We start from the raw sequence: 19802 nt of genomic DNA, 5'->3' as shown, positions 1-19802 counted from the left end.
GAACCGCGCTACTTGCCGATCACCTCGTCCAGCATGCGCAGCACCTGGGTCAGGCAATCGCGCGCGATATTGTTGTCGAGCCCTGCCGTGCCCAGCACTTGCAGGCCGAAATAGCTGACAACGAGCGAGCGGGTCGTGCTTTGCAGCACGTCGGGCGACAATGCCGGCCTGTCTTCCTGGAGAGCGTGGCGGAAACCGCCTTCCAGCCGCCTGATCATGTCGTTGACCCGCGCCTCGACTTCAGGATCGTGCGGTGCCCGGTCGATTGCGGCATTGCAGAGAAAGCATCCGTCACGCCCATCAGCGGCGGCAAGCCGTGTAAAGAGATCGGCGATCCTGTCCCTGCCCCGGCCGTTGGAGCTGTCCGTGAGATTGCCCACGGTGACGCCTACCCTCGTTTCCTCGTAGCGCTCCAGCGCCGCGAAATAGACCGAACGCTTGTCGTGGAAAGCCTTGTAGAAGGAGCCACGGGAAATTCCCATGGCATCCAGCAGGTCCGGCAGCGTCGTCGCCTCGTAGCCCTTCGACCAGAAGACGTGCATCGCCATTTCCAGGGCTTCGTCGATCTCGAATTCGCGCGGTCTTGCCATCCACTTTCTCTCTGCCGCCAGCCTGCCGAACCTGTATCACCGCCTCCGCGGCCGGTGCAATTTGGCACCGGTATACAGGATTGCGCCTCTCACGCCTGTCTCACGCGCATGTGTTTTGTACCGATCGGTTCCTAATTGTACGGTCACGTACCTTTACCGGCCGCGACAGGCCGGTTCGGGACTGATCAGTACATTATCACGGCCATACGGGAGGCGCGAGCGCCCTCGCTGGCTGTGAGACGCTGGAGAGGACATCAAGATGAAGACCTTTATCCGCCGCGGCCTTATCGCCGCCGCTTTCGCTGCCACGCTCGCCACCAACGCCCTGGCCGCCGGTTTCGACGTCAACGCCACTTCCACCGGTCTCGCCCTGCGCGGCGTCGACCCGGTCTCCTACTTCACCGCCGGCCATCCGGTCGACGGCAAGGTCGATATCGTCTCCGTCTACAACGGCGCCACCTACCGCTTTGCCAGCGAAGACAACAAGAAGGCCTTCGACGCCGATCCGGCCAAGTACGCCCCGCAGTTCGGCGGCTACTGCGCCTACGGCATGGCTCTCGGCCTGAAGTTCGACGGCGATCCGGAGCTGTGGAAGATCGTCGACGGCAAGCTGTACCTGAACCTGTCGCCGAAGGTCGTTGAGCTGTGGAGCGAAGACACGGCTACCAAGATCCACGACGCCGACGGCAACTGGACCAAGGTCAAGGACGCCAGCCCGGCTGACCTCCTCGCCAAGAAGTAATCGTCTGACCCGAGGGTTTCCCTCCAGACGCGAGGCCGCCTGACCGGAAGGACAGGCGGCCTTTCCATGTGTGCGGGGACGATCGCCGCGCGTGGAATTATTGGTGGGCCGACCGCCTGGTTGCGCGGGTGGACAGCCGACCCACCTCCCGGGGTCCGCCGCTTGTGCGACAGGCTCCGGGCAAGGCCTCCTCCCCCTCAGCCCCCTGGAAAGGGGAGGAAGATATCGCTTACGTGGTGGCGGATTTGGTCGCCAACATGCCCGCACCCTTGGCGGATGCCGTGCCGAACATGGTTCCCACCGCCATCGAAACGATGACGAGCGGCAACACATTGCTGAAATTCGCCGCCAGAAGCGCATCGAGCGAGAAGGCGCCCGGCGTCTGGCTCAGATAGGCGAAGGTCGTCGCGTAGCCGAAGACGATACCGGGCACGAAGCCGAGCGCCGGAAGCTGCGAGCAAAGCACGAAGAAGACGATGCTTGCGGCAACCAGGATCCCGAGCCAGATCGGCATGGACAGGCCGGGCACCGGATTGAGCAGTCCAAGCACCGCAACAGCCCAGGCCACGAACGACCCGAAGGAGTTGCAGGTAATATTGAGGGCGATCGCCTTATTGTCGCCGCCGGCGGCAAAATAGGAAGCCCAGGCGGTGAAAACGCCCCATAACAGGATTGTGCCTATCGACAGAAGCGACCATGTCGCCACTCCGCCGAAGAACCCAACACTCAAAGCCATAGCCCAAATACCGGACATCGTCTTAGTCCCCTCTGCTGGTGTACCTCTTGCCTTCCCGGTACGCTTGACGGAGTGGACGATCACACCGTCAAGCGCCGCCGAAGCCTGATTCACGCGCCAACGATGAACCGTGACGCGAACTCCCGCAGCGGGCTGTTGCCCCCTCGGTATCAGAAGTGCCGCCAGTCGACCGAAGCCTCGAAGGCTGCGGCCGCCTGGTAGATCTTGCTTTCCTGGTAATCCGCCGCCGCGATCGACAGCCCGATTGGCAGGCCGTCGCCCATGCCGCAAGGAATGGACATCGCTGGGTGGCCTGTAACGTCGTATTGCGCGGTCGCCCCCAGCATCTCCCAGGAGCGGGAAACGATCTCGGCGATCGGTGCGTCGGGGCCCGGCAGGCGCGTCGCCTTCATGCCGACCGTCGGCGTCAGGATGAGGTCGTATTTGGCGAATGCCGCGTCGTAGATCGCCTTCATGCGCCGCGCGATGTTTTGCGCCTTGCCATAGAAAGCGCCGCGATACTGCTTCTGCATGTAGCGTCCGACGATCATCGCGATCGTCAGCGTCTTTGAGAGGTCGTCAGCCCGATCGCGCCAGCCGGAATGGGCCTCCATCAGGGCGACGTCGTAGAAGCCCTTCCAGTTGTAGCCCATGCCGTTGCCGAACATCATCTGGACGGCCAGGCCTTCCATGCCGATGGGGCCCCAGAGCGCGGCAAGCTGCGGATGCTCGGGAATGGAAACCTCTTCCACGATGGCGCCGAGGCTTGCGAAGTGGTCAGCCGCCGCGCGGACTTTCGCCGCGACGTCGTCTTCCAGCAGCGGCACCTCCAGACCTTCCTTCAGCAAGCCGATCCGCATGCCTTTCACGCCACGGTCGAGCACGTCCGCATATGGCGTGACCTTGGGCGCGTACTGACGAGGATCGAGGCCATCCGGGCCGGCCAGCACCTCGAGCATGAGTGCATTGTCGAGCACGTTGTTGGTGATGGGGCCGGTGTGGTCCACCGTCATTTCGATCGGCATGACGCCGGTATAGGGAACGAGGCCATAGGTCGCTTTCATACCGTAGACGCCGCAGAAAGCTGCGGGAATGCGGATGGAACCGCCCTGGTCGCCGCCGATTGCAAGTTCCACTTCACCCTTGGCGACCAGGGCGGCGCTGCCGGAGGAGGAGCCGCCAGCGGAGTAGCCGTATTTATGCGGATTGTGCACCGGGCCGGGATCGGAGGAGTGGCTGCCGGCCGACAGGCAGAATTGTTCGCAGGTGGATTTACCGACGACGGTTGCGCCTGCGTCCAGCAGTCGGCTGACGATCGTCGCATCATAGGACGGCACGAATCCTTCGAGCGTCGAGGAGCCGTTCATCATCGGAACTCCGGCGACGGCAACATTGTCCTTGATGACGACCCGCTTGCCGGCAAGCTTGCCCGATGGAGCACCCTTGATCTCGCTCTTGAAATACCAGGCGTTCAGGGGGTTCTCGTCCGGACCCGGACGGTATCCGGGCGTCCGTGGATATTTCACCGGCGGCAGGTTGTCCGCCATCGCGTCGACCATGTCGTACGGATCGAAGTTCGCCTGCATGACTGCGAGATATTCCGCAGCCTTTTCCGCAGACATGCTCATTCCCAATTCGCGAGCGATCTCGACGATCTGGTCAACATTTGGCCGGTTAATGGTCATCTCTTTTTCCTTTCGCGGATCCCGGTTGGAACGCATGATTTCAATGAATTTTTTATTGTTGAAATTTCATATATCTACACGCACTTCTCTCGTATGAGGGAGCTTTCCATCGCTCCCGCATCCCTTTGATGCGGGAGCGGTGGAAATGGAGGATCTGTCTGCCCCGGCGGTCCAAAGAGGATCCGCCAGGGATATTCAACTTACCCGCGCCGGCCGCCAAGACCCGCCCGGTAGCGACAAGGCGTCATGCGTCTTCTTCTTTCCCGCGTGACCACAGCCAGCCAAGGCTCGATCCGAGAACCGCCCAGAACACGGCGCTGCAGACAAGCGATGCCGCTGCGAAGTGGCCGGCAAGTTCTGCTGGCGCCGTTGCCTCGAAAGCTTCCGGATGAGGCGCTCCGACGACGTGTGGCACCAGGATCAGGGCGACACCCGCAGCCTTCAAGGCCGGACCGCGTCGAGAAGCAAGCAGCAGCCACAATCCGCCTGCGGTAGCGATGACGGTCGACCACCACCAGGTTTGACGACCGGCCAGATCGGCAGCGGCGGAACCGGGGATTTCGGGCGGCAGGCCGAGGGACGGTGCCAGCGAGAAGGCTGCAAACCCGGCGATGCCCCAGGCGAGCCCGACACTGGCATCGATGCGCTTCGTACCCAGCAGCATGGCCGCAAGCGCCATCAACGCGAAGCCAAAGCCGACAACCAGACTCGAGACGGTGGTGTAGAACGTCCGCTCCAGTCCGTCTTCCGGCGCCCATTCACCGAAGACCCTGTCGAGAAAACCGGGGGCTGCCTCGTGGGCGGCATGCGCCTCGCCGCTGCTCGCCAGCCAGATGCCGACATCATTGGCATGGGCAATGGCGTGCTGCAGCCCCGGCGTCAATGCGGACGCGGTTTCATAGGTTTCCGCTTCCAGAATGATCGGCACGGTAAAGAATGCCTGCAACACCGAAAGCGTCAAACCGGCGATAAGGCCCGCGCCAAGGGCAACACCGAAAAGTCGATTGATCATGTTCCCCTCCCCGTCAACAAGTGACGGTTTGCCGCTGTCGGGTCAGTGGCAAGGAAATCCGAGCGCATGACGGCTGTCATGCGCGGCGTTGTGCAGTACGTTGGGATGGGCGAAGCCCGTGGCATAGACGAGGCCGAAGCCGAAGACCAGTGCCAGCATGGCTGCCTTGAGGACATCTGCACGGGCGCGTCCCTTGACGGAAACGGCCGAGATCGCGGTCACTTGTTCCATGGTATCCTCCTCTACCGCGAGCCTTCCTTCCGGACGCCCTGGTTTGCGGCAAATGGTTGCAACTTTCCCGTCCCCGGCGACGTGGCAGGCACGCCGCCGGGCTGTTTACTCGTATTCCTGGACCCTGAACGCCGTTTCAGCCGGCCTTGGCCATGATTGGCTTGCTTACCGAAATCGGCTCCGGCCGCCGACCGCCATGACCATGATGGTGATGATCGTGATCATCGTCATGATCGTGCGGTTTCTCCAGCCCCCGGCGGAATTCCACCGGATGCCCGTGCGGCGTGACCAGATAGGATCTCCGCCAGTCTTCGGCGGCCGCCGCTATATCGGCATCGCTCAGGACGCCGGACGCCTGGAGGAGGGTTTCGAGCGCGGTTTCCCACTGCCGGTAGTAGGCGGCATTGCTCTCCTCGCCCGGACGCTGCGGTTCCTCGCGAATGACCCGGCTGAATGTGTCCACCCAATCTGCCCAGGTGAACAACCCGGCGCGACTCAGCGCCATTGCGGTACCGAATGCCTGGGCATGCCATGGTTGGGCGAATTTCGGCGCCCCCAGCCCCTCGGCAAGCCGCAGATCGGCTTCCCGATCGGCAGGATCGATTGTCGGAACCGTCGTGGCGGGATCGGCGTGCATCACGCTTTCTCCAGATAGCTCTCGTAGAGATCCGCATAGATCACATCCTTCGGACCGGCGTCGGGCCCCCAGATGTCCGATCCTTCGAAGCGAATGCAGTAGAGATGTTGCGGATGGTCTCCTTCGAGGATCGCCCGCGTGTCGGCGAAGACGAACCCGCCATAGTAGGTGACCACCGTTCCGACCCGGCCACGCAGGTAGCGGGGCAGACGCGTGTGCGTCGGCTTCGCCATGATCTTGGTGTTCACCTTGTCGCCGACCTTGAAGGCGGGCGCATCGGCAACCTCGGCCATCGGCGAGAAGTTCGTCGCGATGATCCCGGGGATCATGTCAGGTGTGACGGGCATCACGATTCTCCCTGGCTGCGCAGCTTCTCGATGCGGGCATCGATCTCGGCTTCGGTGAGGATGTTCTTTTCCAGCAGGCTGCGCGACACGCCGTCCACCCACTGTTCGTAGTAGGAAGACTGCAGCCAGCGCAGAGCGGGAATGCGTTCCATCGCCCAGCGGGTTTCGTCGATGTTGTAGACGCCCTCGATCGCCAGCGCGACTTTGACGCCGAACATCCGCCTTTCCCACTCCTCGTGGAAGAAGGGCTCGTTTTCCTCGAGCGGCAACGGGCCGACGCCGTCAAGGCCGCCAATGTCATGCATGCTGTTCATCAGAAGCTCTCCCTTGCTTGGGATGACGCGCTTGCGCCGTCAGGCCGCCTTGCAGACGCCGGTGCCGATCATGCTGTCGCGGGTGACGAGCTCGGCGAGTTGCTCCTCGCTCCAGCCCTCGGTTCCCTTCGGCCGCTCCGGCAACACCATGTAGCGGACGTCGGAGGTGGAATCCCACACACGCACCTCGACGTTGTCGGGCACATGCAGGTCGAATTCCTCCAGGACGGAGCGCGGGTTCAGCACGACACGGCTGCGGTAGGGAGCAGTCTTGTACCAGTTGGGTGGCAGCCCGAGCACGGGCCACGGATAGCAGGAGCACAGGGTGCAGACGAGGACGTTGTGAATGTCCGGCGTGTTCTCCACCACGACCATGTATTCGCCCTGGAAGCCGGAAAAGCCGAGCGACTCGATCGCCGCCGTACCGTCCTTCAGGAGCCATTCCTTGTAGGCCGGGTCGGTCCAGGCCTTGGCAACGACCTTGGCGCCGTTCTTGGGACCCAGATTGTGTTCGAACACGTCGACGATCGCATCGACGACGCCCTGGTTGAGAACGCCTTTTTCGACAAGCAGCGTCTCGATTGCCTTGACGCGCAGCGCGATCGGCGCCGGCGGCTTTGTATGGGAATGCGACATTTTTCGCCCCTCTGGTGGCTTTCTTGTCGGATCTTGTTAGCGGACTATGAACGCCATGATCACGAAGCTTCTCCGGCTTCGCCGCAAGCGATCATGACTGGTTTCATAATGCCCTCGCGTCATTATTTGACGCCGCAATATCTGAAAATGCAACTACTTTTTTCGATTGCCGCCGAAAGAGTTTATGCTGCGGCGCACAATGCTCTGAAATCCAGTTTACTTAACTACTTTGAATTCAAGGCCTGAAATCAAGTAATGCGCTCGATAACCCTGAATTCGATACCGTCGACCGTGGCCAGATGAACCGGCTTTGGAGCACCGGCAACGGCCGTGGAGTCGTAGCCTCGAGCCGTACGCTCCTGCATGGCGCGCCCCACGCGGCGCTGAATGTCGTTGGGATCGAGAGCGCCGCTGGCGGAGGCCAATCCCGCCAGGCAGTGAATGCCTTCGTAGCAGGACTGGCCGAAGCCGTTGGTCGGTGGCGGGCAGGTGCCGAAAGAGCCGTGATAGCGCTCCAGGAACGCATCGTTGTTGCGCGACCGCAAGGAGGAGAAATAGGCCGAAGTCACATAGAGGTTCTGCGTGCAGTCCGGCCCGAGCGCGCACAGCACCGTCTCGTCGATGGCCGAGGTGAAGCGCAATACGTGGTGGTCGAGGCCGGCCTCCACGAACGCCCGGTCGAAGCCGAGCGCCTCGTAGCCGAGGAGATAGGGCATGACCACATCGGCGCCCGAACGGCGGATCTCCTCCAGCAGGGGTTCGTAGTCGCTGAAGCCGAAGGGCAGGATTCGCTCGCCCACCACCGCGCCGCCCATGCCGCGAATGAGGCGGCGGGCCGTCGCCAGCGTGGACCGCGGCCAGATATAGTCGTTGCCGAGCAGATAGTAGCGGCTGGCGTTCTTGTGTTCGCCCAGCCAGGCGATGCCGGGACGCAGCAGCTCTTCCGACGTCTCCCCCACCGTGACGACGGAAGGGTCGCTCTCGAAGCCCTCGAATTGGGGCGTGTAGACAAACGGGATGCGGGAGTCGATCGCCTTGGAGACCGGCCAACGCGCAAAACTCGGCAGCAGGGCGACGATCGCCTGGACCTCGTCCAGCTCGACGAGATCGAGCGCGGCGCTTGCCGCCTCCCGCGCGGTCGAGCCGCCATTGCCGAGGATAAGTTCGACCTGCCGCCCCAGAAGGCCGCCCGTCTCGTTGATTTCCGCAACAGCCAGGACTGCACTCGCCTGAGCAGACGGTGTCCAGATGCCCGCCGGGCCCGCACCGGGCGTCAGCAGGCCGATCCTGATTGACCCATGCACCATCCCGCTCGCCACTCCTCCTGGCTTTACCCCGGTGCGTTGGCCTCTCGGCCAATCATTCCTTTCCGTCTCCGCGATGCGTCAGGTGGCCTGCGTTCCCCTTATTGTGGCTCACCCGGCATCGAAGCCGACCCTACTCTGCGTCCTTCGTCCGCTCCATTCTTGCGGCGCCTTCCGGCCCTGCTGCCGTCCCCTGTATTCACGCTTTGCGGAATACCATCGAAATCAGCGACGTTTCCGCAATTTTTTCGTCCCCAATCGTCAAATCTACTAAGGAAGCGTCAGGCCAGCAAGTTGTTGATCGATCAAGCACGGCCGTTCATGCCGCGCATGCTCATCGATATCGATATCAAATTCAACCAGAACGCAACCGAGTCAGCCACCGGGATTTTGTCCCGCAGTACTCCATCTTCTTCTTTCCCAAAAGAAAGATCGGCACTTCGTCAGGTCGGCCGGGATCCGCATTACGGGCGCTCCGGCGAGGGAAGCCTGACCGCAAGGTTGCGTAACGGGCGTAGCGCGCGCAGCCATTGCGTTTTTTCTTCGATGACAATAAGCCCTGTAACAACAAATAGTTGACCCCATTTCCGGCGATCGTCGCGAGCAACCCAAGCTTGAAGAAAAATCGCAAAAGAGGTATTTATCTGAACTTGCTGATGTTGAAACAGAGATTTTCAGCCGCTTCGGGATTGAGTCCAATGGAAGACCAACTGGCCTATCTGATCGCCAGCGTGAACCGCCAGCTCGAGGAAGAACTGGCGGAAAAGCTGCGCCCGGAAGGCGTACCGATCGAGCAGATGCGCATTCTGAGCGCGCTTGAGCGCAACGACGGCCTCGCCATGGGTGACCTCGCCGCGCAGGTGCTTGTCGATTCCACCACGCTGACCAAGATCATCGACCGGATGGTGACGGCCTTGCTGGTCTACCGGGCGCCGGACCCTCACGACCGCCGCAAGGTGATCATCTTCCTGTCGCCGCAGGGGCGCAGCCTGATCGGCCGCCTGCAGGGCATTGCCAGCGAGCAGCAGGAAAAGATCATGAGCCGTCTGAAGGGCGGCAAGGCGGACGAACTGAAGCGCCTCCTGCGCGATCTGATGCAGGCCTGAGGCCGCGAAAGCCGAAATTCAGCATGGTTGGGCCGGCCGCGACGTGGCCGGCTTTTTTGTGGGCGGTATCCTGGGCAGTGGATGTTCGGCCCGTTCATATGGCCGACCTTCCATCACAGCGCCGCCGCGACGTTTCAACCAGCGATATGAGCCTGAAAACAAAAAAGCGCGGCAGAACCGCGCTTCCGCCCCCGGCATCCGCCGGGGAGATTTGGAGCGGGCGATGGGATTCGAACCCACGACCCCAACCTTGGCAAGGTTGTGCTCTACCCCTGAGCTACACCCGCACGCTCCGTCCCGGCTGCGCGGTTGCTCCCGGCGCCGAGGTGGGGTGTATATGAACCAACCAATGGCGGAATGCAACAGCGTTTTTTCCGAAACTTTTCAGGCACGCCCAATTGTGGAGGATCGGTGGATATCTCCCCGGACCGGCTGCGGGCAGGCGGCTTGAGGCCTCGGCTTTCTTCGCTTACCAAGAAGCACCGCACCCGTGACGCGCTTCAAGGAGCCGTCTCTTTCCGGCCAAAGATCAGGACCAGCCGATGCCCGCCAGCCGCGCCGAGCTTCTCGCCTTTCTGCAAGACCTTTCCATCCCCGCAACCACCTTCGACCACGAGCCGGTCTTCACGGTCGCCGAGTCCTCGGACCTTCATGCCCGCATTCCCGGCGGCCACACGAAGAACCTGTTCCTGAAGGACAAGAAGGGGCGGCTTTTCCTGGTCGTGGCGCTCCATGACGCGGTGATCGACCTGAAGTCGATCCACCAGAAAATAGGCGCGCAGGGGCGGGTCTCCTTCGGCAATGCCGAACTGCTGATGGAAGCGCTCGGCGTGCAGCCGGGCTCCGTAACGCCCTTCTCGCTGATCAACGACAGGCAGGCACACCGCGTCACGCCCGTATTCGACGCGGCGATGATGCGCGAGCCGCTGCTTAACTATCACCCGCTTGAAAACAACGCGACCACCGCCATTTCCAACGAGGATCTGCTGCGTTTCGCCCGCGCCTGCGGACATGAGCCCGCTGTTGTCGCGGTCAGCGAAGAGGCCGCGTAAAGCAGGTTTGTATTCCAACGGGCCCGGCCCCATGTTAGGCGTAGGATAACGAAAAGGGCCGGCCTTCGACGGACCGCGCCTGAGGTATTGTCAAGGGAATGAGCGGATGAGCGGGCAAGGCTTTTCGGTCGGCGGCCGGCTGGGCAACGTATTCGGTGCGGACGCCCAGAACATGAATGGCGGGGCCAATGGCGCCGGAGCGAATGGCGGCAAGGACACCTATGTGAAGGACGTCACGACGCCGACCTTCATGCAGGACGTGATCGAGGCTTCCCGTATCCAACCCGTCCTGGTCGACTTCTGGGCCCCCTGGTGCGGGCCGTGCAAGCAGCTTACGCCCGTCCTTGAAAAGGCGGTTGCGGACGCTCGCGGCGCGGTCGTTCTCGCCAAGATGAATATCGACGACCATCCCGAGGTCGCCGGCCAGATGGGCATCCAGTCGATCCCGGCCGTGGTCGCCTTCAAGGACGGACGCCCGGTCGACGGTTTCATGGGCGCGCAGCCCGAGAGCCAGATCAAGGCATTCATCGAGCGCATCGCAGGTCCGGTCGGCCCCAGCGACGCGGAGAAGTTCTTGGAGGAAGCCGAAGCCGCGCGTGCGGCCGAGGACTTCGGCCAGGCGGCGCAGCTCTACGGCGCGGTGCTGGCGATGGAACAGCAGAACGCCACCGCGATCGCCGGTCTGTCCCAATGCTATCTCGGCCTTGGAGACGTGGAGCGCGCCAGGCAGGCCCTGGCCATGGTCGACGAAAGCTCGACCAGCGATCCGGCCGTCGCCGCCGCGAAGGCCGCCATCCAGCTTGCCGAGCAGGCCGAATCGCTCGGCGACCTCGCCGAGCTGCAGGCGCGCATCGAAGCCGACCCTTCCGACCACGAAGCGCGCTTCGACCTTGCCGTCGCGCTCAACGCGCGCGGCGACAAGACCGCGGCAGTGGATCAGCTCATCGAGATCGTGCGCCGGGACCGCGCGTGGAACGACGACGGCGCACGCAAGCAGCTGCTTCAGTTCTTCGACGCGTGGGGACCGAAGGAAGCGGCGACGGGCTACGGCCGCAGGCGACTGTCATCCGTCCTGTTCTCGTGACCGTAGAAGATGGGGGCGGCACCGAGGCCGCCCGATCCGATTTGACACGCTCTTCCCGAGGAGATGCCCATGCTTGCGGGCAATGCCAGCTATGATGGGCCTGGAGACCTGCCGCGCGTCATCCCGCTCTTTCCGCTGACGGGAGCCTTGTTGCTGCCGCAGGCGCAGATGCCGCTGAACATTTTCGAGCCGCGCTATCTTGCCATGGTGGAGGCCGCGCTCAAGGGCGATCGGATCATCGGCATGGTCCAGCCGGATTTCAGGCTCGCCGGTGCGGACAGCGTCGAGCACCCGCCTCTATGCGCGGTCGGCTGCGCCGGGCGGATCATCGCCTTCCAGGAAACCGGGGACGGACGCTATCTGATAACCCTCGCAGGTATTGCCCGTTTCGAGATCGTGGAAGAGCTCGAAACGACGACGCCCTATCGCCAGGCAGTTGTCTCCGCCGAGAAATTCGGCGGCGATTTCCAGGAAGGCCTGGGCGAGGATGATGTGGACCGCGACGAACTGGTCAAGACGCTGCGCGCCTATCTCGAAGCCAACGATCTTGAAGCCGACTGGTCGAGCGTCAGCGAAGCGACGACGGAAGTGCTGGTCAACGCGCTTTCGATGATGAGCCCGTACGGGGCGGCGGAAAAGCAGCTGCTGCTCGAGGCGCCGGATCTCAAGACCCGCGCCGCGACGCTGGTGGCGCTCACGGAAGTGCATCTTGCCCGCAAGGGCGACGACGGCGGGCGCCTGCAATGACAGGGCGCTCGCACAGGGATCTTCAGGAGAAAGCCGCAATGTCGCCTGCCGACAGCAAGGGCGCGGAAAAGCCGCGTGCGATCGACCGCAAGCTGCTGGAACTGCTCGTCTGCCCGCTCACCAAGACGACGCTCGAATATGACGCGGAGAATCAGGAGTTGATCTCGCGCGCCGCGAAGCTCGCCTATCCGATCCGCGACGGCATTCCGATCATGCTGCCGGAGGAAGCGCGCAAACTTGAAGACGATCCCGTCGCCTGAGCCCGCCCTCCAGCGCGATTAAATTGCCGGCTCCTCGATGCCGCGAATGCGGCAGGCCGCGCGAACGGTATTGGCGAGAAGGCAGGCGATCGTCATCGGCCCCACACCGCCCGGCACGGGCGTGATGGCTCCGGCCACCCTGGCAGCGCCCTCGTAATCCACATCGCCGACGAGCTTCGTCTTGCCCGGTCCCTTTTCCGGCGCCTCGACCCGGTTGATGCCGACATCGATCACCGTCGCGCCGGGCTTGATCCAGTCGCCCTTCACCATTTCCGGACGGCCGACCGCCGCGACCAGCAAATCGGCGGTGCGACAAAGGGCGGCGATGTCGCGGGTGCGCGAATGCGCCATCGTCACCGTGCAATTCTCGTTCTGCAGGAGAAGCGCCACCGGCTTTCCCACAAGGATGGAGCGGCCCAGAACCACTGCGTTCAGACCAGACAGGTTGCCCAATTCCTCCTTGGCAAGGATCACGCAGCCCTGCGGCGTGCAGGGCACGAGGCCCTCCTTGCCGAGCACGATCCGGCCGGCATTGACCGGGTGAAGGCCGTCCACGTCCTTCGCAGGGTCAATGGCCAGCACGATCCTGTCGCTGTCGATATGGGACGGCAGAGGCATCTGCACGAGGATGCCGTCGACCTGCGGATCGGCGTTCAGCCTGTCCACAAGCGCCAGCAGCTCCGCCTCGCTGGTCGCCTCCGGCAGGAGGTGCTCGATCGAGCGCATGCCGCATTCCTGCGTCTGACGCACCTTGTTGGAGACATAGACCTGGCTTGCCGGATCCTCGCCGACCAGCACCACGGCAAGCCCCGGCACAAGGCCGTGCTCCCGCTTCAGCTTCCCCGCCGCATGGGCGACGCTCTGCCTCAAGCGGGCCGCACGCGCCTTGCCGTCAATCACCCTTGCGCTCATCGAAGCTTCCTTCCTGCTCGATTTCGTACGGGAAAGGACCATACTCACCTGACGACCGCAAGCGCGCGCAGATCTGCGGCAATTTGTTGCGCGTCTCCGTCAAGCGTCAGGATCTTCAGCCGCGCCGTGGCGCCGCTTTCAAGCCGCACCGCCGATTTGGGAAGCTTCAGCTTCGCAGCGAGCAGCCTCGCCACCGCCTCGTTGGCAGCACCCTTGTCGGGTATCGCGCGCACCTTGACGAGCAGCACCGGCCTGCCGTCGGAGAGAACCGAAACACCGGCGATCTCGTCGCGCCCGGCTTTCGGCGTCACCCTGACGGCAAGGCGCAGACCGCCCGCGCAGGCCTGCCAGGGAAGGTCGGCGGCACCCACGAGGCTCAGAAGACGTTCGGGTAGACGTAACGCACGATGATGCTCTGGGCGAGGAAGACGCCGAGCAGCAGGACGATCGGGGAAAGGTCAAGGCCGCCCATGGCGGGCAGGAAACGGCGAATCGGCCGCAGCAGCGGCTCGGTCAGCGAATAGAGCGCCTGACCGATCATCGCGACGAACTGATTGCGCGGATTGACCACGTTGAAGGCGTAAAGCCAGGAGAAGATCGCACTGGCGATGATGACCCACGTATAGAGGTTCAGCACCAGCATGACGACGTCCAGAATTGCACGCATGGATCGGGGAACTCCCGCTCGGTTCAGGTAAAATCGGACCGATCCTCATGTAGCGGGCGGTGCGCCCGCCTGCAAGCGGCGAAGGGATAAGGTTGCGTTACAGAAATTCCGCCGGGCCTTCGGCGGCCCCTTGACAGCACCTGCGGCGCTCTCCTAAATGCCGCATCGCTCGAAGAGCGGGGCCGTAGCTCAGATGGGAGAGCGCTGCAATCGCACTGCAGAGGTCAGGGGTTCGATTCCCCTCGGCTCCACCAAATTCCCCCGAAATTCCAGATTTGCAAAAAATCGAACCGCGTTCGATTCTGCTCCCGGTAAAAGTCGGGCGCAGCCGCTGCGTGGATACGCGGGTCAGGCCCGCGTATGACGAGCCGAGAGGTTGCGGCAGAGAGGCGACTCACTCTGTCATGCTTGCACCAACGCGCCCACAAGCTTTGTCATGCCCGGCCTGACCGGGCATCCAGTAACCACTGACGTGAGAGATTCAGCCACCGACCGATGTGTTTACTCGCTCCCCGCCTGCGGGGGGATGACACCTGAGTATGTGACATGCAGCCTGCCACACCCTCGACCGTCGGAGGACGCACAGCCTCTCCCCTCGTCATTGCCGGGCCTGACCCGGCGATCCATCGGACGGCGGAAAAATGTGCTGGCGCCGCGTGGATACGCGGGTCGAGCCCGCGTATGACGAGCAGAGAGGTTACGGAAAAGTGGCTGCCCACTCTGTCATGCTTGCACCAACGCGCCCACAAGCTTTGTCATGCCCGGCCTGACCGGGCATCCAGTAACCACTGACGTGAGAGATTCAGCCACCGACTGATGTGTTTACTCGCTCCCCGCCTGCGGGGGGATGACACCTGAGTATGTGACAAGCAGCCTGCCACACCCTCGACCGTCGGAGGACGCACAGCCTCTCCCCTCGTCATCGCCGGGCCCAGACCCGGCGATCCATGGTCGGTGGCTAAGAACTCGGGGGCCGCGTGGATACGCGGGTCAAGCCCGCGCATGACGAGCCGAGAGGTTGCGGCAGGGAGGCGGCCGCACAATCCGTCATCCCGGGCAAGTGAGGCGCGGCGAGCGTTCGGACGACTCCCTCCATGCCCCCTGATCGAGATCAAGGACGCAAACAACGCATGGCCGCATAGTTGGTTCAGGAGATTTTCCTGATGAGCAGCGGCATGCTTGAGATCACCAAACCGGCGCCCAACCGTATCGACATCAGGCTTGAGGGCACCCTCGACGCCGAGACGATGGCAAAGGCCCTAGACGATCTTCTCGCGCTTTCCGAGGATGTAACCAACGGACGGATGCTCTACACGATCCCCGAATTCTCGATGCCCACGCTCGGGGCGATCGCCGTCGAGTTGCGGCGGCTTCCGAAGATGTTCGGCCTGCTTGGAAAGTTCGATCGCTGCGCCGTCCTGAGCGACGCGGCCTGGCTGCGCACCGCAGCCGAAATCGAGGGGAGGCTGTTCCCCGGCATCGAGATCAAGAGCTTCAAACTCGACGATGTCGAGGCGGCGGAAGCGTGGCTCGCGGAAGGCTGAGCCTGCAAAAACTCACTACAACGGAGCGCCATCCAGTACGGGTGCCGCGTCTAGGCGTCCGGTGCCGAGCATCTCCGCGACCGCGCCCAGCGCCGCGATGATTTCCCTTTGCCGCTCAGGCGGCAGGGACGAAAAGCGTGTCGAAAAGGCCGCATGCAGCAACGGCGGCGCACCGTTGAGCGCTGTCTCGCCCGCCGCCGTCAGGCGCGAATAGACGGCGCGCCTGTCGCGGCTGTCGCGCCGCCTCTCCACCAGCCCCTTGCCCTCCAGCTTGTCGAGGATCGTCACCAGGGTTGCCGGCGACAGGCTGGCTTCCTCCGCCAGCCGCTTCGAGGTGACGGGTCCGTTGTCGCGGATCGCCTGCAGGATCACCAGTTGCGGGACGGTCAGACCGACAGCCTTGGTCACCTGCTTGGACTGGATATCCACGGCACGCGTGATGCGGCGTATCGCCCGCAGGACTTCCTTGATTTGCGCCGGATTCCTTCCTGATTCGGTTTCGCTCATCGGTGCCGCTCAATCGTTCCTGACCATATAATTTGAACTCAAATCATTTGTACTGTAAATAGATGGCGGGTCGAATTCACAGGCTCGTTCCCTTCCACAACAATCAACGGATTCATGTGCGGACTTTGCGGAGAGATTACGTTTGACGGCGCGAGCGCGTCGACCGAAGCCCTTGAAAAGATGACGGCGGCGATGGCGCCGCGCGGGCCGGATGCCGACGGTATCCTGCGCCGGAGTCGGCTCGGCCTCGGCCACCGGCGCCTGAAGATCATCGACCTTTCGGATCACGCCCAGCAGCCGATGAGCGATCCCGATCTCGGCCTCGACATCGTCTTCAACGGCTGTATCTACAACTACCGCGAGCTGCGCGCCGAGCTGGAAGCCAAAGGTTACCGCTTCTTCTCCACCGGCGACACAGAGGTGATCCTGAAGGCGCATCACGCCTGGGGCGAGGCCGCCCCCACCCGCCTGCACGGCATGTTCGCCTATGCGGTGCACGAGCGCGACAGCGGCCGCCTCTTTCTCGTCCGCGACCGGTTCGGCATCAAGCCGCTCTACTACACGCAGGATGCCAGGCGGCTGCGCTTCGCCTCCACCCTGCCGGCCCTACTGAGGGCGGGTGACGTCGACACGTCCATCGATCTTGCCGCCCTGCACTGTTTCATGAGCTTCCACGCGGTCGTGCCGCCGCCGAGGACGATCCTGAACGGCATCCGCAAGCTGCCGCCGGCGACCGTCCGCCGCGTCGAGCGAGACGGCAGCTTCACCGACACGACTTACTGGACGCTTTCCTTTGCGCGCTCGGCCGAAGATGAGGAAACCTCCTTCGAGACCTGGACCGACCGGCTCGAGGCTTCGCTGATGACGGCCGTCAGCCGCCGGATGATCGCCGACGTGCCGGTGGGCGTCCTGCTTTCGGGCGGCGTCGATTCGAGCCTGATCGTCGCCATGCTCGCCCATATGGGACAAACGGGGCTGAAGACCTTCTCCATCGGCTTTCACGAGGCGAAGGGCGAGAAAGGCGACGAGTTCGTCTATTCCGACCTGATTTCCGAGCGGTTCGGCACCGATCACACCAAGATCTTCGTACCCTCCTCCGACCTGATGGAAGCGCTGCCGCGAACCATCGCCGCCCAGTCGGAGCCGATGGTCTCCTACGACAATGTCGGCTTCTACCTGCTGTCGCGGGAGGTCTCCAAGCATGTCAAGGTCGTGCAGTCGGGCCAGGGTGCCGACGAGGTCTTCGCCGGCTATCACTGGTATCCGAAGCTTGCCGGCTCCAACCGCCCGCTCGACGACTACGCCGAGGCCTTTTTCGACCGCGACCACGAGAAGATGGGCCGCCATCTGGAGGATCGCTGGCTCGGCAACGACGCCAGCCGTGAATTCGTCGCCGGTCACTTCGCGCTGGAAGGCGCCGTCGACCCGGTCGACAAGGCGTTGCGCCTCGACACCGGGATCATGCTGGCCGACGATCCGGTCAAGCGCGTCGACAACATGACCATGGCCTGGGGCCTGGAGGCGCGGGTGCCGTTTCTCGACCACGAACTGGTGGAGCTTGCAGCCCGCATTCCCGCCCGCCACAAGCTGCATGACGGCGGCAAGGGCGTGCTGAAGGCGGTGGCGCGGCGCTTCGTGCCGAACGAGGTGATCGACCGCCCCAAGGGCTATTTTCCGGTACCGGCGCTGAAATATCTCGACGGTCCCTACCTGGAAATGGCGCGCGCCGCGCTTACTTCCGAAAAGGCGCGTGAGCGCGGGCTTTTCCGGGGCGCCTATCTCGACGCGCTGTTTGCCGATCCCGCCGGCCATATCACGCCGCTACGCGGTTCCGAACTATGGCAATGCGCCTTGCTGGAACTCTGGCTGCAGGCGCAGGGTATATAGATATCCACAGGGGGACGGAGGTCACCATGTCGTCGCAGCACGTGAAGCGCCACGACCCGCAGGCCTATGCGCACCGCCTGAAGCGGCTGCGCAACAACAGCCTCAAGCCGCCGATCGGCCCGAAGGGCGAAGCGGCGCTGCCGCGGAATTTCGCCCTCGATGTCGGCTGGGGCCGGCTGCTCTTCGGCCAGACATTCGACAATGCCGAGGAGATCGCGCGGATGCTGCGGGCCGAGACGCCGGGCGCGCGCGATATCGCCTTCTATATCCGGGACCCGCATGTGGCGCTGGCCAAGGCGCCGCAGGAACTGTTCCTCGACCCGTCGCATACCTACCGGCTTGATCTTTCCACCTATCGCGCCGAGCACAAGCCGGTCGAGGGCGTGATCATCCGCCGCCTGTGCACCCAGGCGGACGCGGAGGCGGTGAACCGCATCTACCTGAAGCGCGGCATGGCGCCCGTCGCCCCGGAATTCTTCTGGAAGCGGCGCGACAGCCGGGTGATGACCTTCTTCGTCGCCGAGGACGAGGCGACCGGCGAGATCGTCGGCACGGTGACCGGCATCGACCACGAGCGCGCCTTCGGCGATCCCGAGCGCGGCGCCTCGCTGTGGTGCCTTGCCGTCGACCAGGAAATCGGCCGCACGGGAACGGGAACCGCGCTGGTGCGCAGGCTTGCGGAACTGTTCCAGGCGCGCGGCGCGGCCTATCTCGACCTTTCCGTCCTGCATGACAACGACCAGGCGATCGGTCTCTACGAGAAGCTCGGCTTCCGCCGCATTTCCGTCTTCGCGCTGAAGAAGAAGAACCCGATCAACGAGAAGCTCTTCATCGGCGAGTTGCCGGACGAGCACCTCAATCCTTACGCCCGCATCATCGTCGACGAGGCCCGCCGGCGCGGCGTCAGCGTCGACATTCTCGACGCCGAGGGCGGCTTCTTCCGCCTCAGCCATGGCGGACGGCATATCAGCTGCCGGGAGTCGCTCAGCGAGCTGACATCCGCGGTTGCGATGAGCATCTGCGACGACAAGTCGGTCACCCGCCGTTTCGTGGAGAAAGCAGGCCTCACCGTACCCGAACAGGCGGAGAGCGGCGACGAGGCCGGCTGGAAGGCGATCCTTGAAAAGGCCGGCGCCGTCGTCGTCAAGCCGGCGCGCGGCGAGCAGGGCCGCGGCATCGCCGTCGGCCTGCGCAACGAGGTGGAGATCCGCCGGGCGATCGCCACCGCTCGCGAGATCTGCGACCGCGTGCTGGTCGAGGAGCTGGTGCGGGGGCATGACATGCGGCTCGTGGTCATCGACTACAAGGTGGTGGCGGTGGCGATGCGCAAGCCGCCAAAGATCGTCGGCGACGGAAAGAGCACCATCGCCCACCTGATCGAGATGCAGAGCAAGCGGCGCCGGGCTGCGACCGGCGGTGAATCGGAAATCCCGATGGACGGTGAAACGCGCCGCTGCGTGGCGGAGCAGGGCTTCGGTTTCGACAGCATCCTTGCGGAAGGCCGGGAGCTGGAAGTGCGCCACACCGCAAATCTCCATACCGGCGGCACCATCCACGACGTCACGGAGAAGACCCATGCGGACCTGATCGCCGCCGCGGAACAGGCGGCGCGCGCCATCGACATCCCCGTCACCGGCATCGATTTCGTGGTCGAGGCGCCCGACAGGCCGCACTACGCCTTCATCGAGGCGAACGAGCGCCCCGGCCTTGCCAATCACGAGCCCCAGCCGACGGCGGAGCGGTTCATCGACCTGCTCTTCCCCCTGACCGTCGCCCCTTCGCATCAACATCCGGGATGAAAC

The 19802-nt window shown here is 63.5% G+C and carries 23 protein-coding genes and 2 tRNA genes; 10 read left to right on the top strand and 15 right to left on the bottom strand.

What is annotated here, in order from left to right; translation table 11 throughout:
* Positions 1-8 precede the first annotated feature (8 nt).
* Complete coding sequence (locus H2509_RS15450; RefSeq protein ID WP_182166882.1) at positions 9-590, bottom strand: TetR/AcrR family transcriptional regulator; 582 nt, start codon at positions 588-590, stop codon at positions 9-11.
* A gap of 259 nt (positions 591-849) precedes the next feature.
* Between H2509_RS15450 and H2509_RS15445 the strand changes: the two genes are divergently transcribed.
* Positions 850-1332: a YHS domain-containing (seleno)protein gene (locus H2509_RS15445; protein ID WP_182166880.1), complete on the top strand. Its 483-nt coding sequence runs from the start codon at positions 850-852 to the stop codon at positions 1330-1332.
* A 229-nt stretch (positions 1333-1561) separates the two neighbouring features.
* Here the strand turns inward: H2509_RS15445 and H2509_RS15440 are convergent, their stop codons facing one another.
* The 9 genes from H2509_RS15440 to H2509_RS15400 form a co-directional block, all read right to left on the bottom strand.
* Positions 1562-2068 carry a DUF1097 domain-containing protein gene (locus tag H2509_RS15440; RefSeq protein ID WP_182166878.1) on the bottom strand — a complete coding sequence of 169 codons (507 nt, stop codon included), beginning with the start codon at positions 2066-2068 and terminating at the stop codon, positions 1562-1564.
* 170 nt (positions 2069-2238) lie between these two features.
* Positions 2239-3753 (bottom strand): amidase, encoded by a 1515-nt coding sequence (locus tag H2509_RS15435; RefSeq protein ID WP_182166876.1) that lies wholly within the window; start codon positions 3751-3753, stop codon positions 2239-2241.
* Positions 3754-3997: 244 nt separating this feature from the next.
* Positions 3998-4765: a CbtA family protein gene (locus H2509_RS15430; protein WP_182166874.1), complete on the bottom strand. Its 768-nt coding sequence runs from the start codon at positions 4763-4765 to the stop codon at positions 3998-4000.
* A gap of 42 nt (positions 4766-4807) precedes the next feature.
* A complete protein-coding gene (locus H2509_RS15425; protein WP_182166872.1) occupies positions 4808-4996 on the bottom strand; it encodes a CbtB domain-containing protein in 189 nt (62 codons plus the stop codon).
* Positions 4997-5132: 136 nt separating this feature from the next.
* Positions 5133-5633 (bottom strand): nitrile hydratase accessory protein, encoded by a 501-nt coding sequence (locus H2509_RS15420; RefSeq protein ID WP_182166870.1) that lies wholly within the window; start codon positions 5631-5633, stop codon positions 5133-5135.
* Positions 5633-5980: an SH3-like domain-containing protein gene (locus H2509_RS21100; RefSeq protein WP_182166868.1), complete on the bottom strand. Its 348-nt coding sequence runs from the start codon at positions 5978-5980 to the stop codon at positions 5633-5635. Before H2509_RS21100 ends, H2509_RS15420 begins: the two co-directional genes overlap by 1 nt.
* On the bottom strand, positions 5980-6294 hold the full coding sequence (locus H2509_RS21095) for an SH3-like domain-containing protein (RefSeq protein WP_182166866.1): 315 nt from the start codon (positions 6292-6294) through the stop codon (positions 5980-5982). The genes H2509_RS21100 and H2509_RS21095 overlap by 1 nt, the downstream gene beginning before the upstream one ends.
* Before the next feature lie 39 nt (positions 6295-6333).
* Positions 6334-6930 carry a nitrile hydratase subunit alpha gene (nthA, locus tag H2509_RS15405; RefSeq protein WP_182166864.1) on the bottom strand — a complete coding sequence of 199 codons (597 nt, stop codon included), beginning with the start codon at positions 6928-6930 and terminating at the stop codon, positions 6334-6336.
* A 248-nt stretch (positions 6931-7178) separates the two neighbouring features.
* Entirely contained in the window at positions 7179-8237 is a 1059-nt protein-coding gene (locus tag H2509_RS15400) for a substrate-binding domain-containing protein (protein WP_182166862.1), read from the bottom strand.
* Between the two features lie 695 nt (positions 8238-8932).
* On the opposite strand from H2509_RS15400, the gene H2509_RS15395 reads away from it, so the two are divergent.
* Entirely contained in the window at positions 8933-9340 is a 408-nt protein-coding gene (locus H2509_RS15395; protein WP_182166853.1) for a MarR family winged helix-turn-helix transcriptional regulator, read from the top strand.
* Positions 9341-9552: 212 nt separating this feature from the next.
* On the opposite strand, the gene H2509_RS15390 is transcribed toward H2509_RS15395, so the two are convergent.
* Positions 9553-9627: transfer RNA gene (locus tag H2509_RS15390), tRNA-Gly, on the bottom strand.
* 255 nt (positions 9628-9882) lie between these two features.
* Between H2509_RS15390 and H2509_RS15385 the strand changes: the two genes are divergently transcribed.
* The 4 genes from H2509_RS15385 to H2509_RS15370 all read left to right on the top strand — a co-directional run bounded on the left by H2509_RS15385 (position 9883) and on the right by H2509_RS15370 (position 12483).
* Entirely contained in the window at positions 9883-10392 is a 510-nt protein-coding gene (locus tag H2509_RS15385; RefSeq protein WP_182166851.1) for a prolyl-tRNA synthetase associated domain-containing protein, read from the top strand.
* A 106-nt stretch (positions 10393-10498) separates the two neighbouring features.
* Positions 10499-11476, top strand: a complete 978-nt coding sequence (gene trxA, locus H2509_RS15380; protein WP_182166849.1) for a thioredoxin — start codon at positions 10499-10501, stop codon at positions 11474-11476.
* A 69-nt stretch (positions 11477-11545) separates the two neighbouring features.
* Positions 11546-12223: an LON peptidase substrate-binding domain-containing protein gene (locus tag H2509_RS15375; protein WP_182166847.1), complete on the top strand. Its 678-nt coding sequence runs from the start codon at positions 11546-11548 to the stop codon at positions 12221-12223.
* 38 nt (positions 12224-12261) lie between these two features.
* Complete coding sequence (locus H2509_RS15370) at positions 12262-12483, top strand: Trm112 family protein (RefSeq protein ID WP_182166845.1); 222 nt, start codon at positions 12262-12264, stop codon at positions 12481-12483.
* 18 nt (positions 12484-12501) lie between these two features.
* Here H2509_RS15370 and folD read toward each other — a convergent pair whose 3' ends face one another.
* The 3 genes from folD to H2509_RS15355 are packed head-to-tail and all read right to left on the bottom strand — an operon-like array spanning position 12502 to position 14062.
* Positions 12502-13395, bottom strand: coding sequence for a bifunctional methylenetetrahydrofolate dehydrogenase/methenyltetrahydrofolate cyclohydrolase FolD (gene folD / locus H2509_RS15365; protein WP_182166843.1), 894 nt, complete (start codon positions 13393-13395; stop codon positions 12502-12504).
* 44 nt (positions 13396-13439) lie between these two features.
* Positions 13440-13766 (bottom strand): DUF167 family protein, encoded by a 327-nt coding sequence (locus H2509_RS15360; protein ID WP_328805090.1) that lies wholly within the window; start codon positions 13764-13766, stop codon positions 13440-13442.
* Positions 13767-13771: 5 nt separating this feature from the next.
* Positions 13772-14062, bottom strand: coding sequence for a YggT family protein (locus tag H2509_RS15355; RefSeq protein WP_182166841.1), 291 nt, complete (start codon positions 14060-14062; stop codon positions 13772-13774).
* Positions 14063-14240: 178 nt separating this feature from the next.
* Here H2509_RS15355 and H2509_RS15350 point away from each other — a divergent pair.
* Together H2509_RS15350 and H2509_RS15345 are read left to right on the top strand one after the other, a co-directional pair.
* Positions 14241-14316 (top strand) — tRNA-Ala (locus H2509_RS15350).
* Positions 14317-15225: 909 nt separating this feature from the next.
* The gene (locus H2509_RS15345) at positions 15226-15606 is read left to right on the top strand and encodes a SpoIIAA family protein (RefSeq protein WP_209001994.1); all 381 of its coding nucleotides are present in this window, start codon (positions 15226-15228) and stop codon (positions 15604-15606) included.
* Positions 15607-15621: 15 nt separating this feature from the next.
* Here the strand turns inward: H2509_RS15345 and H2509_RS15340 are convergent, their stop codons facing one another.
* On the bottom strand, positions 15622-16113 hold the full coding sequence (locus tag H2509_RS15340; RefSeq protein ID WP_182166839.1) for a MarR family winged helix-turn-helix transcriptional regulator: 492 nt from the start codon (positions 16111-16113) through the stop codon (positions 15622-15624).
* 114 nt (positions 16114-16227) lie between these two features.
* Here H2509_RS15340 and H2509_RS15335 point away from each other — a divergent pair, with 114 nt between their 5' ends.
* Positions 16228-18000 carry an N-acetylglutaminylglutamine amidotransferase gene (locus H2509_RS15335; RefSeq protein ID WP_182166837.1) on the top strand — a complete coding sequence of 591 codons (1773 nt, stop codon included), beginning with the start codon at positions 16228-16230 and terminating at the stop codon, positions 17998-18000.
* A 26-nt stretch (positions 18001-18026) separates the two neighbouring features.
* Complete coding sequence (gene ngg / locus H2509_RS15330) at positions 18027-19799, top strand: N-acetylglutaminylglutamine synthetase (RefSeq protein ID WP_182166835.1); 1773 nt, start codon at positions 18027-18029, stop codon at positions 19797-19799.
* Positions 19800-19802 lie beyond the last annotated feature (3 nt).

Origin of the sequence: Stappia albiluteola (assembly GCF_014050225.1) — a bacterium.
In the GTDB taxonomy this organism is placed as follows: Bacteria; Pseudomonadota; Alphaproteobacteria; order Rhizobiales; family Stappiaceae; genus Hongsoonwoonella; species Hongsoonwoonella albiluteola.
The sequence above is the reverse complement of the archived record's forward strand: the minus strand, read 5'-3'. Positions and strand labels throughout refer to the sequence as shown.